This is a genomic window from Corynebacterium sp. KPL2734 (genome assembly GCF_040225595.1).
Lineage (GTDB): Bacteria > Actinomycetota > Actinomycetes > Mycobacteriales > Mycobacteriaceae > Corynebacterium > Corynebacterium rhinophilum.
In genome coordinates, this window is record NZ_JBEHFO010000004.1 from 44,700 (window position 1) to 58,516 (window position 13,817).

A 13,817-nucleotide genomic window follows, 5' to 3' on the forward strand; every position below is an offset into this window, starting at 1 on the left:
TTATGACTACAGCTCTGCAAGAGCAGAATGCACAGTCTTCGGCAGTCGCCGGTCGTGTCGTGCGCGTCATCGGTCCGGTGGTGGACGTGGAATTCCCACGCGAGGCACTTCCGGCCCTGTACAACGCACTCCACGTCGAGATTAAGCTCGAAGCTGTGGCAAAGACCGTCACCCTCGAGGTCGCTCAGCACCTCGGTGACAACCTCGTTCGTACCGTGTCCATGGCACCTACCGACGGCCTTGTCCGTGGCGCCGAGGTAGTCGACTCCGGAGAGCCTATCTCCGTTCCCGTCGGCGACGTCGTCAAGGGCCACGTCTTCAACGCCCTCGGTGACTGCCTCGATGAGCCGGGCCTCGGCCGCGATGGCGAGCAGTGGGGCATCCACCGCGAGCCACCAGCGTTCGACCAGCTCGAGGGCAAGACCGAGATCCTCGAAACCGGTATTAAGGTCATTGACCTGCTGACCCCTTACGTAAAGGGTGGCAAGATTGGCCTCTTCGGTGGTGCAGGTGTGGGTAAGACCGTCCTGATCCAGGAAATGATTACCCGTATTGCCCGCGAGTTCTCCGGTACGTCGGTTTTCGCTGGCGTCGGCGAGCGCACCCGTGAGGGCACCGACCTCTTCCTGGAAATGGAAGAGATGGGCGTTCTGCAAGATACTGCACTTGTCTTCGGCCAGATGGACGAGCCACCAGGAGTCCGTATGCGCGTGGCTCTGTCCGGCCTGACCATGGCGGAGTACTTCCGCGATGTGCAGAACCAGGACGTGCTGCTGTTCATTGACAACATCTTCCGTTTCACCCAGGCCGGCTCCGAGGTATCCACCCTGCTGGGTCGTATGCCTTCCGCCGTGGGTTACCAGCCAACCTTGGCTGATGAGATGGGTGTGTTGCAGGAGCGCATTACCTCCACCAAGGGTCGTTCCATTACCTCTCTGCAGGCCGTTTACGTGCCTGCCGATGACTACACTGACCCGGCCCCAGCTACGACCTTCGCCCACTTGGATGCGACGACCGAGCTGGACCGTGCCATTGCTTCCAAGGGTATTTACCCAGCAGTGAACCCGCTGACCTCTACCTCTCGTATCCTCGAGCCAGGCATTGTGGGCGAGAAGCACTATGAGGTAGCACAGCGCGTCATCGGTATTCTGCAGAAGAACAAGGAACTGCAGGACATCATCGCCATCCTTGGTATGGACGAGCTGTCTGAAGAAGACAAGGTGACCGTGCAGCGTGCCCGCCGTATTGAGCGCTTCTTGGGCCAGAACTTCTTCGTTGCGCAGAAGTTCACTGGCCTGGAGGGTTCTTACGTGCCGCTGCAGGACACCATCGATGCCTTCGAGCGCATCTGCAACGGTGAGTTTGACCACTACCCAGAGCAGGCCTTCAACGGCTTGGGTGGCTTGGACGACGTCGAAGCTGCATACAAGAAGTTGAACGAGAAGTAGGGAGAGGCACATGGCTGACATCACCGCCGAATTGGTTTCCGTCGAGCGCTCATTGTGGTCTGGTCAGGCCTCCATAGTGACGGCTGAGACCACCGAGGGTGAGATCGGCGTGCTTCCCGGTCACGAGCCTGTGATCGGTCAGTTGATCGACAATGGCGTAGTGACCATCCACCCAGTTGATGGCGCGCGGCGCGTTGCCGCCGTCCAGGGTGGCTTCCTCTCCGTTACCCAGGACAAGATTACCGTCCTCGCTGATTGGGCCATCTGGTCCGATGAGGTGGATGAGGCCAAGGCGGAAGAGGATTCCTCTTCGGCTCATGAGCTCACCAAGTCCCGCGGTGAGGCTGCATTGCGTGCACTTCGCCGCGCAGCAAAGGCTGAATAAACCTTGGATTGGTAGGAGAGGGCAGCAATAGCCGCCCTTCCTGCTCTCAGAAAAGCGCACTGGAATTTATCCGGTGCGCTTTTTCACGTTTTCTTTGCCTTTGCCTATTGGCGCAGAAGCGGAATCAGGCGCTACAATCCAAATAAATGTTCTTTCACTAACCAAGGATGGCGTGTGGAGCCCATGAATTCGACGGTTATCTCGGTGGTCCTGTGGGCCTTAGCGTTGGTGGTATTGCTAGTAGTTCTGCTGGCGGCCCTGCGATTTTTTACTCTGCGCTCGCGCGGAACCGCGGTGTTGCTGCGCTCAATGCCGGCGAAGGATAGCTTTTCTTGGCGCCATGGCGTGCTGCGCTATACCGGCGAAGTCGTGGAATATTTCAAGCTGCGCTCTGTATTTCCGCGCTATAACCTGTGGTTTAACCGCCTCGACATCACCATTTTGAACTCCCGTTCTTTGGATGATGACGAGGCTTCTTTCATGTCTGATGCCACCGAAGTGGTGCACTTTAGCACCGGGGATGCGGAATACGAGCTGGCTTCCGATTCCCGCGGGATTATGGCTTTCGAAGCTTGGGTCGAGGCGGCGCCGTCCAAGCGGCAACAGCGCTTTGATTACCAGCAGTTGCGAGAGCGAGCCACCCGGCAGTCCAAGCGCCAATAGCAACAGGCTAGGGTAGTAGCCATGCGCTTAGTAATCGCCCGTTGTTCAGTTGATTACGTGGGACGGCTCGACGCCCACCTGCCCTTGGCGGACCGCCTGCTCATTGTCAAGGCAGACGGCTCGGTATCGGTGCATGCCGATGACCGCGCGTACAAGCCCCTGAATTGGATGACGCCGCCGTGTACGGTGCAGGAATCCGTCATTGAGGACGTGGATGGCAATGACACGGGTGAGGTCTTGTGGCTAGTGGAAAACCCTAAGGGTGAACAATTGCGCATTACGATTGCGGAAATCCACGAGGACATCTCCTATGACATGGGCGAAGATCCAGGCCTAGTAAAAGACGGTGTGGAGGCGCACCTGCAGGAGCTATTGGCCGAAAAGATCGACACGCTGGGCTCCAATTTCACCCTCGTGCGCCGCGAGTATCCCACGGCCATTGGCCCAGTAGACATCATGGCTAAAGATGCCGATAACCGGAATGTCGCCGTGGAGGTCAAACGCCGCGGTGGGATTGACGGGGTCGAGCAATTAACCCGCTATCTGGAACTGCTCAACCGCGATGAGTTAATCGCCCCGGTATCTGGTATCTTTGCGGCGCAAGAAATTAAGCCGCAGGCCCGAACGCTGGCTGAAGACCGCGGGATCCGGTGCGTGGTTCTGGACTATCAGGAGCTGCGCGGACTCGAGTCGAAAGAATTGCGGTTGTTTTAATGCCCCGGCGAAATAGGCGAAAACCACAGGAATTCCGGCCACTGCCCAAGGACGGCTCCATCTTCTTTGGTTCGCAGACGGTCGAGGGGCCGAGCTGGACCCACGGGGAGCCTTATATAATGCGGCATATTGGCTCCGCGCGGGCGCAAAAATTCTATATTTGCCCGGGGTGTAATCAAAATATTCCGCCTGGGGTTGCCCACATCGTCGCCTGGCCGCGCGATACCGGCAGGCAGGGCGATGACCGCCGTCATTGGCACCGGCACTGCTGGGAGCGAAGGTAGACTTGCGGGCATGATTGTTGCATTTTCAGTAGCACCCGCAGTGGTGGATAATGATTCCGGCGAGATGGCCGATGCCGTGGCGGAGGCGGTCCGCGTGGTGCGGGAATCAGGTCTGCCTAATGAAACCAACGCCATGTTCACCCTTTTAGAAGGCGAGTGGGACGAGGTTTTCGGCACGATTAAAAAGGCCACCGAAGCGGTGCGTGCGGTATCGCCGCGTACCTCATTGGTTATTAAGGCTGATATCCGCGAAGGCGTGAAGAATCAACTGACAGATAAAGTAGACGCCGTGAATCGGCGTTTAGCTAAGGAGGATTAATGACTTCTGCGAATAATGCTTATGTTGGCGGCGCCCTCGATCTCAGCCAGGTCAAGGCGCGTGCGGAAGCTCGCCAGCAGGCACAAGAGCAGCCGGCGGCTGGGCAGTCTAGTGGAGTCCAGCCATTTTTTACCGTCACCGAGGCGAATTTTGAGACCGAGGTGGTGCGCCGCTCCACTGAGGTACCGGTCGTCGTCCTCATCGGCACCTCGCGCTCTACGCAGTCCGACCAGCTGAAGCAGGACCTGCAGGAACTAGCTACGGCTGGCAACCTTAGCTTCCTCGTAGGCTACGTGGATGCGGATGCTACTCCACAGGTGGCGCAGGCTTTCGGCGTGAAGAACCTACCTACCGTGGTTGCCATTGGCGCCGGTCAACCGCTGACCAATTTCGAGGGAGCCCAGCCAAAGGATGCTCTCAAGCAGTGGCTGGATAGCTTGGTAGAAAACGTCGGACCGCAGCTCAAGGGACTTGAGTCTGCACCGGTCGCAGCGGAAGAGGAAGAAGAGGACGACCCTCGCCTGCAGGAGGCAGAATCTTTCCTGAACTCCGGCGATTTCGATGGTGCGATTAAGGTTTATGAATCCATCTTGGAAGCGGAACCGGATAATACGCAGATTAAGCAGGCCCGAGACACCACCAAGCTTCTTAAGCGGTTGGATCCAGCAAACCAAACCGAGGACCCGATTGCTGCTGCAGATGGGGATAAGGGGGACATCGATAAGCAAATGCGCGCCGCTGACGCAGAAGTGGTGGCAGGTGCCCCAGAAACGGCCTTTGACCGCCTCATTGAGACCATGAAGGTCACTGCCGGCGATGAGAAGGCGCAGCTCAGGGAACGCCTGCTCGAGCTCTTCGGCCTTTTTGCCGGCAATGATCCGCGCGTTCTTGAAGCGCGCACGAAGCTGGCAAGCGCGCTGTATTAAAGTCGGCGGAGTTGTGTCAATTACTGCGGGCGGTGAATAGATCAGTCACAATGGAAGGCGTGAACGACGTAACCCCAACTGATCAAGACTGGCTCATCGACTTCCGCGGCGTGGAGCTTCGCCGCGGTGGCAAGAACTTGGTAGGGCCCGTGGACTGGCAGGTCGAGCTCGATGAACGCTGGGTCATCATCGGGCCGAATGGTGCCGGAAAGACCTCCCTGGTACGCATGGCGGCCGCGGAGGAATTTCCTTCCAACGGCACGGCCTTTTTGATGGGCGAGCAAATTGGCAGGACCGATATGCGTGACCTGCGCGCACTGATTGGTCTGTCCTCTGCCGCCGTGCAATCGCGCATTCCCGCGGATGAGCGGGTCTACGACCTCGTTATTTCCGCCGGTTATGCGGTTTTGGGTCGGTGGCGCGAAGAGTACCAAGACATGGACTTTTCCCGCGCCGATGACATCTTGGCCCAAGTCGGTGCCAGCCACTTGAAGGATCGCACGTGGGCCACGCTTTCGGAAGGCGAGAAGAAGCGCGTCATCCTCGCCCGCGCTTTGATGTCCAATCCGGAGCTGCTGATCCTGGATGAGCCTTCTGCCGGCATGGACCTCGGCGGGCGCGAGGACCTCGTGGGGTACTTGGGCGATCTCGCGATGGATCCGGATGCCCCAGCCATCGTCATGATTACCCACCACGTGGAAGAAATACCGTATGGCTTTACCCACGCGATGCTTCTGGATGAAGGCAAAGTGGTAGCAAAGGGTCTCATTAACTCCGTGCTGACCTCGGAGAACCTGTCCCAGGCCTTCCACCAACCCATCCAAGTGGATCGCATTGGGCAGCGATACTTTGCCCGCCGGACATCTTAATGACCAACGAGATTCATGACCAGCTCGATGCGATCGACGCCAGCGATACCACCGGGTTTAACGGTGGGCGCATGGCGGCTACTGTGCTCTTGCTTCGCGATGGCCCCGGAGGGCTCGAGGTCTGGGTGCAAGAACGCGTAAGCACCATGCGGAACTACCCGGGCCATGCCGTATTTCCTGGCGGTGGGGTAGACCCGCGCGATTTCCCGCCGCGTTCGTGGGATTCCGGAGAGTTGTGGGCCGGAAAATCTGTCGTGTCTATGGCGCGGCGGATGGGCGTGACCAAGTACAAGGCCCACGCCTTGGTCTTTGCCGCGGCCCGCGAGCTCTTTGAGGAATCCGGTACGCTGTTTGCGATCCGGGATGACGGCACGATTTCTAATGCGCGCCGCTATCACCGCGAACGTAGGCTCTTAGAAGACCACACCATTTCTTTTACCGAGTTTCTTAGCAATAACGGGATGCGCGTCGATGCCGACATGCTCCTTCCATGGGCCCGGTGGGTGGGGCAAAGCAAAAACCATTGGTTCGATACTTTTTTCTTCGTCGGTCTGCTACCGAGCGGGCAGGAGCCTGACGGGGACACGCATGAGGCCGATGACGCTGGCTGGTTTTCGCCGCAGCTTATCTTGGAGGGCTGGCGTGCCGGACTCGTCCGTCTCGTAGTTCCCACGTGGGCGCAAATGCAACGGTTATGCAAGTACTCCACCGTCCAAGAGGTGCTTGATGATGCCTCTTCGTCCGACCTTCGCCCCGTTATCGGCGACCTCCGCGACGATCCGCAATACGCGGAATATTTCGCGACCACCCCTACAGAGCGAATATGAGCTTTAACATTGATGAAGTCCGTTTCTTAAGCGAGCATAACGCCGAACTTTCCAGCTGGGACTTGGAGCTGAGCAAGGCTTCGCAGCTGAAGGATCTGGAAAAGCTGAAAGCGGCCTACGGCGATTATGCGCGCTGCGCCATGGAGCTACTTACTGCCCGGCGGGGCGGAAAGCTGCCTGAGACCTGGCTTATGGATGCCGATTCTGCCCAGCAAGCCACCCCGCTGCCAGTTGCGCGCTTTCGCTCAGAATTCCTGCAGCAGAAAGGGATGCGCACCGTCCACGATGTCACGTGTTCCATCGGCACTGAAGGCTACGGATCGAGCCTTGACTATTTCGGCTCCGATATCGACGCCTCGCGCATTGCCATGGCCCGGCATAATTTGGATTCTGACTCGTTTTTTCAAGCAGATGCGCTCACTACGACCACTACGGCTGATGTCATTATCGCCGATCCCGCCCGCAGGAAGGCAGGGCGGCGGATTTCCCGCCCGGAGGATTTGCTGCCACCGCTGCCGGACCTAATCGCTGCGCACAGGGACGCACACCTGGCCATCAAGTGCGCACCCGGTCTCGATTTCAGTGACTGGGACGGATTGGTCACCGTAAGCAGCGTCAATGGAGCAGTTAAGGAGGCGTGCCTCTACACACCTGGCCTCGGCACGGGCAGGCACGCGGTGATGATTCAGGGCGAGTCAGTTGACGTCCTCACGGATGAAGAGCACAACCTGCCAGAGGCGGGCGAGATCGGTACGTATCTCATTGACCCCGATGGGGCAGTGGTGCGCGCGGGCCTCGTGCAGCATTATGCGGCGCGCGAAGGATTGTGGCAGATCGATCCGCGGATTGCGTACCTAACAGGGGATCGCATCCCGCAGGGAATGTCGGGATTTCCATTCATAGAAAAGGTCCCCCTAAAGCGCCTAAAATCGGTACTAAAATCTTATGATGCAGGCAGCCTAGAAATCCTTGTGCGCGGCGTAGACGTGGACCCTGATCAGCTAAGAAAGCAGATGAAGTTGAAGGGATCGCGGCCATTCGCGGTCATCATTACGCGAATTGGCTCACAGGGTATCGCGTTGCTTTGCCAACCCCGAGTATTATCGTCCGAAGAGAATTACGCAACATAAATCTATCGGAAAGGTGAGTGCCCCCAATGCCAACGATTGTGGCTCTGGTCAAGCATGTACCGGATACGTGGTCCACCAAATCTCTGGAGGATGACCACACCCTGGATCGCACCTCCGTGGACAACATCATTGATGAGATTAATGAATACTCCGTGGAACAGGCGCTACGCCTGCGCGATGATAATCCGGATGAAAACTACCGTGTTGTCGCTTTAACGATGGGCCCCGCACAAGCAGACGAGGCCCTCCGCAAGGCCCTTGCGATGGGTGCAGATGACGCGGTCCTCGTATCTGACGACGCACTGGCCGGCGCCGATGCACTGTCTACCGCGTGGACCCTGAACGCAGCGATTAACACGCTAGAGGATGTCCAACTGATCACCTTGGGCAATGAGGCTTCCGATGCCTCGACCGGAACGCTGGCTGGATTGCTCGCTGAATACCGCCAACTGCCCGCCTTGACCGAGCTGCACCAGGTAGAACTTTCGGGCAGCGCGGTAAAAGGCAGCCGCGAAGACGCCCGCGGAACCTGGGAGCTCGAGGCCGCCCTTCCTGCGATTGTGTCCGTCACCGATAAGGCTGATAAACCGCGCTTCCCAAACTTCAAGGGGCTTATGGCCGCTAAGAAGGCAGAAATCACCACATTGAGCGTGGCCGACCTAGGCATTGATGCCATTGCACCAACCACGACGGTCACTTCTTCTTCTAAGCGCCCACCGCGCACGGCCGGCGAGGTTATCTCGGAGCCACAGCCGCAGGATGCTGCGAAGAAGATTGCTGACTTCCTTGCCGCAAAGAACTTGATTTAGGAGTAGAAATGTCTCACGTTTACGTACTTGTTGAACACGATGCAGACAGCATTCTCCCCGTTACCGGTGAGCTCATTACCGCCGCACGCGAATTGGGGACGGTGTCTGCGGTGGTCGTCGGAAAGCAGGCAGATTCCTTCGATGCCGAGCTAGCCGCCCTCGGCGCCGCCCAGGTGGTGCAGGCAACGGCGGAGGATTATGACCAGCGCCTGGTGACCCCCGAGGTTGATGCTTTGCACGCCCTGGGCGCAGCCAATCCGGCGCCCATCGTTCTGGCCGCCAGCCCGACGAATAACGAGATTGCGGGCCGCTTGTCCGCCCGCCTTGCTTCCGGTGCGCTCGTCAATGTGGATTCCATTGAGGCGGATGGGTCTGCAACGATGACCATTTTCGGCGGCACCTACGAGACCACTTCGCAGGCCACTGGCAGCTGCCCGATTTATACCCTGCAGCCGGGTTCCGTTGCGGCGGAGCCCCAGCAGGTGGAAACTCAGGCGGCCCCAATGCCACTGCCTGCGGCAACCGAGAAGGATGTCAAGGTTAATTCCTTTACTCCGGCCGAGAAGTCCGCCCGTCCCGAGCTCACCGCAGCCAAGGTTGTGGTTTCTGGCGGCCGCGGCGTCGGCGATAAGTTCGGCGAGATCGTAGAGCCGCTTGCCGATGCCCTCGGTGGCGCCGTCGGTGCCACCCGCGACGCCGTCGATGAAGGCTTCTACGACGCTACCCACCAGGTGGGCCAGACAGGCGTGACCGTGTCGCCAGATCTCTACATTGGTTTGGGCATTTCCGGTGCCATTCAGCACACCTCGGGCATGCAGACCTCCGGCACCATCGTGGTGATTAACCAGGACCAAGATGAACCGTTCTTCCAAATCGCCGATCTCGGCGTCGTCGGAGACCTGCACGAAATCGCCCCAGCTTTGACCGAGGAATTGAAGGTGCGCCAGTAATGCCGCACTATTTCGACTACGCAGCAACCCAGCCGATGCGCCAATCCGCCATCGACGCATGGGTTGCCGCCTCCGGATCGCTCAACTCCAGCGCGCAGTACGCCTCTGGCCGTAGGGCCCGCTCCGTGCTTGACGATGCCCGCGAGAAAGTCGCCTCCCTCCTTGGGTGCGAACCCATCGAGGTCATTTTTACCTCCTCTGGGACCGAGGCGGATAATATCGCTATCCAGGGGCTTTTTGCGGCGGGAAATACCAACCGCATCATCTCGACGGATATTGAGCACCCAGCGGTGCGCGATACCGTGAGCAAGCTTGCCCAGGGTGGCGCCACCGTGGATCTGCTCCCTGTGGACCGCAACGGGCATATCAGCGATGGGGGCGCCTTCGCGGAACCTGCCGACCTTGCCACCTGCATGTGGGCCAATAACGAAACCGGTGCGATTCAGCCCATCGAGGATCTCGCATCCCTCGCGCAACAATCCGGTATTCCCATGCACGTGGATGCGGTGCAGGTAGCGGGCAAGCTGCCCATCAATTTTGCGGAATTGGGCATCACAACGCTTGCCGCCAGCGCCCACAAATTTGGTGGCCCGCGCGGTATTGGCGTGCTTTTGGCCAAGCGCACCCCTGCGCCGCAGCCGATTTCCTACGGAGGCGGGCAAGAACGCGGACTTCGCCCTGGCACGGTAGACGTAGCTAGCGCCTCCGCGCTCGCCGCTGCGTTGGAGGAGTCGATCGCGGAAAGCGCTGCCGAGGGCGAGCGCATCGCTGTCCTCAGGAATAAGCTGCGGGATGGGATCCTCTCATCCATCGACAACGTTGTAGTGAATTCCACCGAGCCATGCTTGCCGTCGCACCTACACGTTTCTTTCCCCGGCACCGATGGCGATAGCCTCATCATGTTGCTGGATTCGCTGCAGATTGAGGCATCGACTGGCAGTGCCTGCAGCGCAGGCGTCAACCGCATGTCCCATGTGCTTTCTGCAATGGGTGTCAGCGAGGAAGAAGGAATTGGGTCCCTCCGGTTCACTCTGGGACGCCTTACTTCCGAAGACGATGTGGATTACGTGCTCGCGCATTTACCAGAGGTCGTCGCCCGAGCCCGCACGGTTTAAGTATCAGCCCTTTCTTTGGCAGCATTCCGCCGGGCGGCGATTGCCTGGGCAACGGTCAGTGCCCAGTTCCTATTCTTCGTCGCTAGCGGACCCTGCGGTTCATCGTATTCCCACCGTCCGTCTTGGAAGAGCCAGATGATATCCCCGCTGTGCGGATCCATGATGTAAAAGGCGCTTTTATCCGTCTTTACGTTGTGGTGGTGCTGGCACAGCGAGGCTAAATTTCCAGCCGTCGTCTTTCCTCCCTCTGAGAAATCGATCCGGTGGTCTTTTTGGCACCTGTAGGCTGGGCGGTTGCACCCAGGCCAGCGGCACACACCATCGCGGCCTTCCACATAGGCACCGATGAGCGGCGGCGTGGAGTAGGCCGGGCTTACCCTTGTTGCCGCTTGGTCCATGTCCCGGGTAGTGGTCGGTGTTAGACGGTCAGCGGTATCTGGGTGAACCCACCCGTAGCCCTGGATAAATCCTGGAGCCGCTTTTACGTCGCTGGCGCGGTACATATAAAGGTGTACCTGAGATTTATCTTCGATGGTTCCGAGGATCAGCTGGGCCAGTGCATCGGCCTTACTGAGTCCGTGCCCTTCCGAAGTACGCTGAACAACCTCGTCAATGAGGATGAGTGTATCTTCATCGAACTCTACGTTTAACCCTGCTCGTCCGCCCGCGGTGGGGTAGATGAAATAGGAGTCATTTCGCCCGTCTTCTTCCTCGGATTCCTTATCACCTGTGGTGTCTGGGGATTCCATGGTGATAAGCCCATTGAGTTTTCGGCGAAGGGCAGCATTTGATGGAAAGTTTTGACCCGGCTTTGTGGGAGTCAGGTATTTTTCCAATTCGGCGTCTATGCGTTGAAGGACGCCGCTGTCTACTTCGCCAAGTTTGCTTAAGACCGCATCAATGGTGATAAGCCGAGAGAAGTCGAGGAAGTAGTAGGTTTCCTGCAGCAGTTTTGTGCGTGGCAATTCCTCTAAGCGGTATAGCGCCATGGTGATATCCCTCGTGCGCCGTTCGCTTAAGCCGGTGCGACCTGCCAGCGTATGACACGCAATATTGAGATCATCTTCTAAACTTGGTCGAATTTCCTTCCAGAGTAGGTAGTCGGATTTTCTATTACACGTGGCACTAACTGCTATGTCATCGTGTGGATCAGTGATGAGGTAGTAGGGTTCCATGGCGATTATCCCCCGAGTTTCGCACTAAGTTTCTAATGTTCATAGGTTTACCATAAGTTACCCGTTTGACTCCCGCAAGCCGAAAAGCGAATATGTGTTCTAAATGGTACATTTCCGAAAAACTGGATAGGGGAGTGAAAAATTCCCATGCATGGTACGCGTGTTGCAAATGTGGTTAGTGTGAATGATTGTTAGACTCTCCCGCATGACAACTATGAGGGCACTCCGCAAGAGCATCATCGCGGTTATCGCTGCAGTTGCAGTCACGGTGAGCGGGACCGCTGCCGCGCAGGCAGCATTGGGAAACAGCGCACCGAAAGGCATCGATATTGCTGCCCACCAGCACCCCGGTGGCATGCCTATTGACTGGAATAAGGTGAAATCTGACGGCCAGTCCTTCGCCTTTGTTAAGGCCACCGAGGGTGGGGACTGGATTAACCCGCACTACGTTAAAGACATCCAAGCGGCCAATGCGCACGGCCTGAAGACTGGCGCATACCACTATGCGCGCCCAGCTGGCGATGCGAAGACGCAGGCGGCTAACTTTGCGGCGCAGATTGCGTTGGCGCCGAATCAGACGTTGCCGCCGGTGCTTGATATCGAGGTCTCCGAGGGCAAGTCGGCCTCCCAGTTGGAGAGCTGGATCGAGGAATTTACCTCCGAGCTCAAGCGCCTGACCAACCGCACCCCAATGATTTATACCTACAAGTACTTCTGGATGGGCGAGATGAATAACTCCCAGAAGTTCTCCAATATGCCACTGTGGTTGGCGGCATACCAGGATGAAGCCCCGGATCCAGTGGGTGGGTGGAAGAACCTGTCCTTCTGGCAGCGCTCTGGATCGGGCAAGGTCGCTGGTATTCCTACCGATGTGGACTTGAACCTCTTTAATGGCTCGAAGCAGCAGCTAGAGTCTTTTAGCGGCGGCAATTACGTCGATATCGGCGGCGCGCTCGATAGCCTCGTCCTCGACGATGGTGTGGACCTTAGCTCCGATAGCACGCCGGTGATTGGTGCAATCTTCGCCCTTGCGGCTGGCCTCATTGCAATGCCCCAGCTTGCCGATGCCGCCAAAGACGCCGGCCTCGATGCCCAGGCTGCTGAGGGCTTGGCGGCCTTTGTGAAGGCCTTGGAAGACGAGGACGCTCTACCTCTGAAGCAACTTGGCAAGATGGCGGTCGGTGATTTCACCGTCGGCGACTTGGCACTACTGCTTGACAACGCGGGCCATGTCAATGGCGTCGACAAGGGCGAAGTTTCCGGCAACCAAGTCGAAGAAGCTAAGGATGCGGCGAAGAAGGCCGGTGCTGACGTGCCGGACTTCGATGCCGATCAAGTAGCTGACTTGCTCAATCGCGTGCTGAAGTAGCTCCCGCAAAGAATTTACGGGTCCAGCTTTCATCCTTAAAGTGTGCGGGAACGGCCCCGCCTAAGAGTGCCTTTGCCAGTTGAGCAGCTTGTACCGAGCCCTCAGCTGGCAGTTGTGTATCTGAAGCCAGTAAGATGATGTTTCCATATCGGCGCCCCTTGAGCATGGGCGGGTCAGCGATTACAGCGAGGTGATCGAAGACCTCAGAAAGCCCGGCCAATTCTTTCTTCGCCAATTGGAGGTCCGAGTGATCGCCGCAGTTGGCCACATAAAGGCCGCCGGCAGACAGGGACAATTTGGCCGCTTGGAAAAACTCCGCCGTCGTTAGATTTTTCGGGGTGGTGTCCCCAGAGAAGACATCGCGGATAATGATATCGCGGCTGGCGGGCAGAAAACCTTCGGTTTCCTTTCGGGCATCGCCGGCACGGATCTTGACGGTGGGAGAACGGGGGACATCGAAAAGCTCGCGGACTAATTCGCCCAGCTTGGCATCAAGCTCGACTACCGTATGGCGGCTGTCCGGCCAAAGGTCGGCGAAGTAGCGCGGGAGTGAGCAGCCGGCCCCGCCGAGGTGGGTAACGCGCAGCTTATTAGGGGAGACCGTATTAAGCTGTTCTACCGCCGCTGCGATCCAGCGCATATATTCAAAGTCGAGTTCCTGCGGCTCGCCCAGCACGATATGGCTGCTAGGAACGCCATTGACGTTAAGGATATAAGCTCCGTCGCTGAATTCATCCGGTACGACCTCGGCGGTGCCGGTGGATATCTCGTAGGTCCCGGTGATGCCTGACCTGTTCGCAGCTCGCTTTCTACCCATGGGATTCAAGCTTAGGG

General features: G+C 58.0%; 16 protein-coding genes. 14 read left to right on the top strand and 2 right to left on the bottom strand.

The annotated features are described in order from the left end of the window. The first annotated feature begins 2 nt into the window (after positions 1 to 2). From atpD to ABRP88_RS03865, 13 genes are all read left to right on the top strand, one after another. Positions 3 to 1,448: a F0F1 ATP synthase subunit beta gene (atpD, locus tag ABRP88_RS03805; RefSeq protein ID WP_005280201.1), complete on the top strand. Its 1,446-nt coding sequence runs from the start codon at positions 3 to 5 to the stop codon at positions 1,446 to 1,448. A 10-nt stretch (positions 1,449 to 1,458) separates the two neighbouring features. Then, positions 1,459 to 1,833, top strand: a complete 375-nt coding sequence (locus ABRP88_RS03810; RefSeq protein WP_023026361.1) for a F0F1 ATP synthase subunit epsilon — start codon at positions 1,459 to 1,461, stop codon at positions 1,831 to 1,833. Positions 1,834 to 2,016: 183 nt separating this feature from the next. Further along, positions 2,017 to 2,496 carry a DUF2550 domain-containing protein gene (locus ABRP88_RS03815; RefSeq protein ID WP_284796330.1) on the top strand — a complete coding sequence of 160 codons (480 nt, stop codon included), beginning with the start codon at positions 2,017 to 2,019 and terminating at the stop codon, positions 2,494 to 2,496. A 21-nt stretch (positions 2,497 to 2,517) separates the two neighbouring features. Further along, a complete protein-coding gene (gene nucS / locus ABRP88_RS03820) occupies positions 2,518 to 3,210 on the top strand; it encodes an endonuclease NucS (RefSeq protein WP_284632021.1) in 693 nt (230 codons plus the stop codon). Then, complete coding sequence (locus ABRP88_RS03825; RefSeq protein ID WP_284852151.1) at positions 3,210 to 3,494, top strand: Rv1322 family protein; 285 nt, start codon at positions 3,210 to 3,212, stop codon at positions 3,492 to 3,494. Before nucS ends, ABRP88_RS03825 begins: the two co-directional genes overlap by 1 nt. Positions 3,495 to 3,504: 10 nt before the next feature. Beyond that, positions 3,505 to 3,813: a thiamine-binding protein gene (locus tag ABRP88_RS03830; RefSeq protein WP_284784719.1), complete on the top strand. Its 309-nt coding sequence runs from the start codon at positions 3,505 to 3,507 to the stop codon at positions 3,811 to 3,813. Continuing rightward, on the top strand, positions 3,813 to 4,739 hold the full coding sequence (locus tag ABRP88_RS03835; protein ID WP_349836231.1) for a tetratricopeptide repeat protein: 927 nt from the start codon (positions 3,813 to 3,815) through the stop codon (positions 4,737 to 4,739). The genes ABRP88_RS03830 and ABRP88_RS03835 overlap by 1 nt, the downstream gene beginning before the upstream one ends. Before the next feature lie 50 nt (positions 4,740 to 4,789). Then, positions 4,790 to 5,608 carry an ABC transporter ATP-binding protein gene (locus tag ABRP88_RS03840; protein ID WP_349836232.1) on the top strand — a complete coding sequence of 273 codons (819 nt, stop codon included), beginning with the start codon at positions 4,790 to 4,792 and terminating at the stop codon, positions 5,606 to 5,608. Next, positions 5,608 to 6,435, top strand: coding sequence for an NUDIX hydrolase (locus tag ABRP88_RS03845; RefSeq protein WP_284796332.1), 828 nt, complete (start codon positions 5,608 to 5,610; stop codon positions 6,433 to 6,435). Before ABRP88_RS03840 ends, ABRP88_RS03845 begins: the two co-directional genes overlap by 1 nt. Further along, the gene (locus ABRP88_RS03850; protein WP_349836234.1) at positions 6,432 to 7,565 is read left to right on the top strand and encodes a THUMP-like domain-containing protein; all 1,134 of its coding nucleotides are present in this window, start codon (positions 6,432 to 6,434) and stop codon (positions 7,563 to 7,565) included. The genes ABRP88_RS03845 and ABRP88_RS03850 overlap by 4 nt, the downstream gene beginning before the upstream one ends. A gap of 26 nt (positions 7,566 to 7,591) precedes the next feature. Then, positions 7,592 to 8,374 carry an electron transfer flavoprotein subunit beta/FixA family protein gene (locus tag ABRP88_RS03855; protein ID WP_284782573.1) on the top strand — a complete coding sequence of 261 codons (783 nt, stop codon included), beginning with the start codon at positions 7,592 to 7,594 and terminating at the stop codon, positions 8,372 to 8,374. Between the two features lie 8 nt (positions 8,375 to 8,382). Continuing rightward, positions 8,383 to 9,324 carry an electron transfer flavoprotein subunit alpha/FixB family protein gene (locus ABRP88_RS03860; protein WP_349836235.1) on the top strand — a complete coding sequence of 314 codons (942 nt, stop codon included), beginning with the start codon at positions 8,383 to 8,385 and terminating at the stop codon, positions 9,322 to 9,324. Then, a complete protein-coding gene (locus ABRP88_RS03865) occupies positions 9,324 to 10,439 on the top strand; it encodes a cysteine desulfurase family protein (RefSeq protein WP_349836237.1) in 1,116 nt (371 codons plus the stop codon). The genes ABRP88_RS03860 and ABRP88_RS03865 overlap by 1 nt, the downstream gene beginning before the upstream one ends. Here the strand turns inward: ABRP88_RS03865 and ABRP88_RS03870 are convergent. Then, positions 10,436 to 11,428 (bottom strand): HNH endonuclease signature motif containing protein, encoded by a 993-nt coding sequence (locus ABRP88_RS03870; RefSeq protein ID WP_349836239.1) that lies wholly within the window; start codon positions 11,426 to 11,428, stop codon positions 10,436 to 10,438. The genes ABRP88_RS03865 and ABRP88_RS03870 overlap by 4 nt on opposite strands. 391 nt (positions 11,429 to 11,819) lie before the next feature. Here ABRP88_RS03870 and ABRP88_RS03875 point away from each other — a divergent pair, with 391 nt between their 5' ends. Continuing rightward, on the top strand, positions 11,820 to 12,983 hold the full coding sequence (locus ABRP88_RS03875; RefSeq protein WP_284769823.1) for a glycoside hydrolase family 25 protein: 1,164 nt from the start codon (positions 11,820 to 11,822) through the stop codon (positions 12,981 to 12,983). Here ABRP88_RS03875 and ABRP88_RS03880 read toward each other — a convergent pair. Continuing rightward, positions 12,964 to 13,800: a spermidine synthase gene (locus ABRP88_RS03880; RefSeq protein ID WP_349836240.1), complete on the bottom strand. Its 837-nt coding sequence runs from the start codon at positions 13,798 to 13,800 to the stop codon at positions 12,964 to 12,966. The genes ABRP88_RS03875 and ABRP88_RS03880 overlap by 20 nt on opposite strands. Between the last annotated feature and the right edge of the window lie 17 nt (positions 13,801 to 13,817).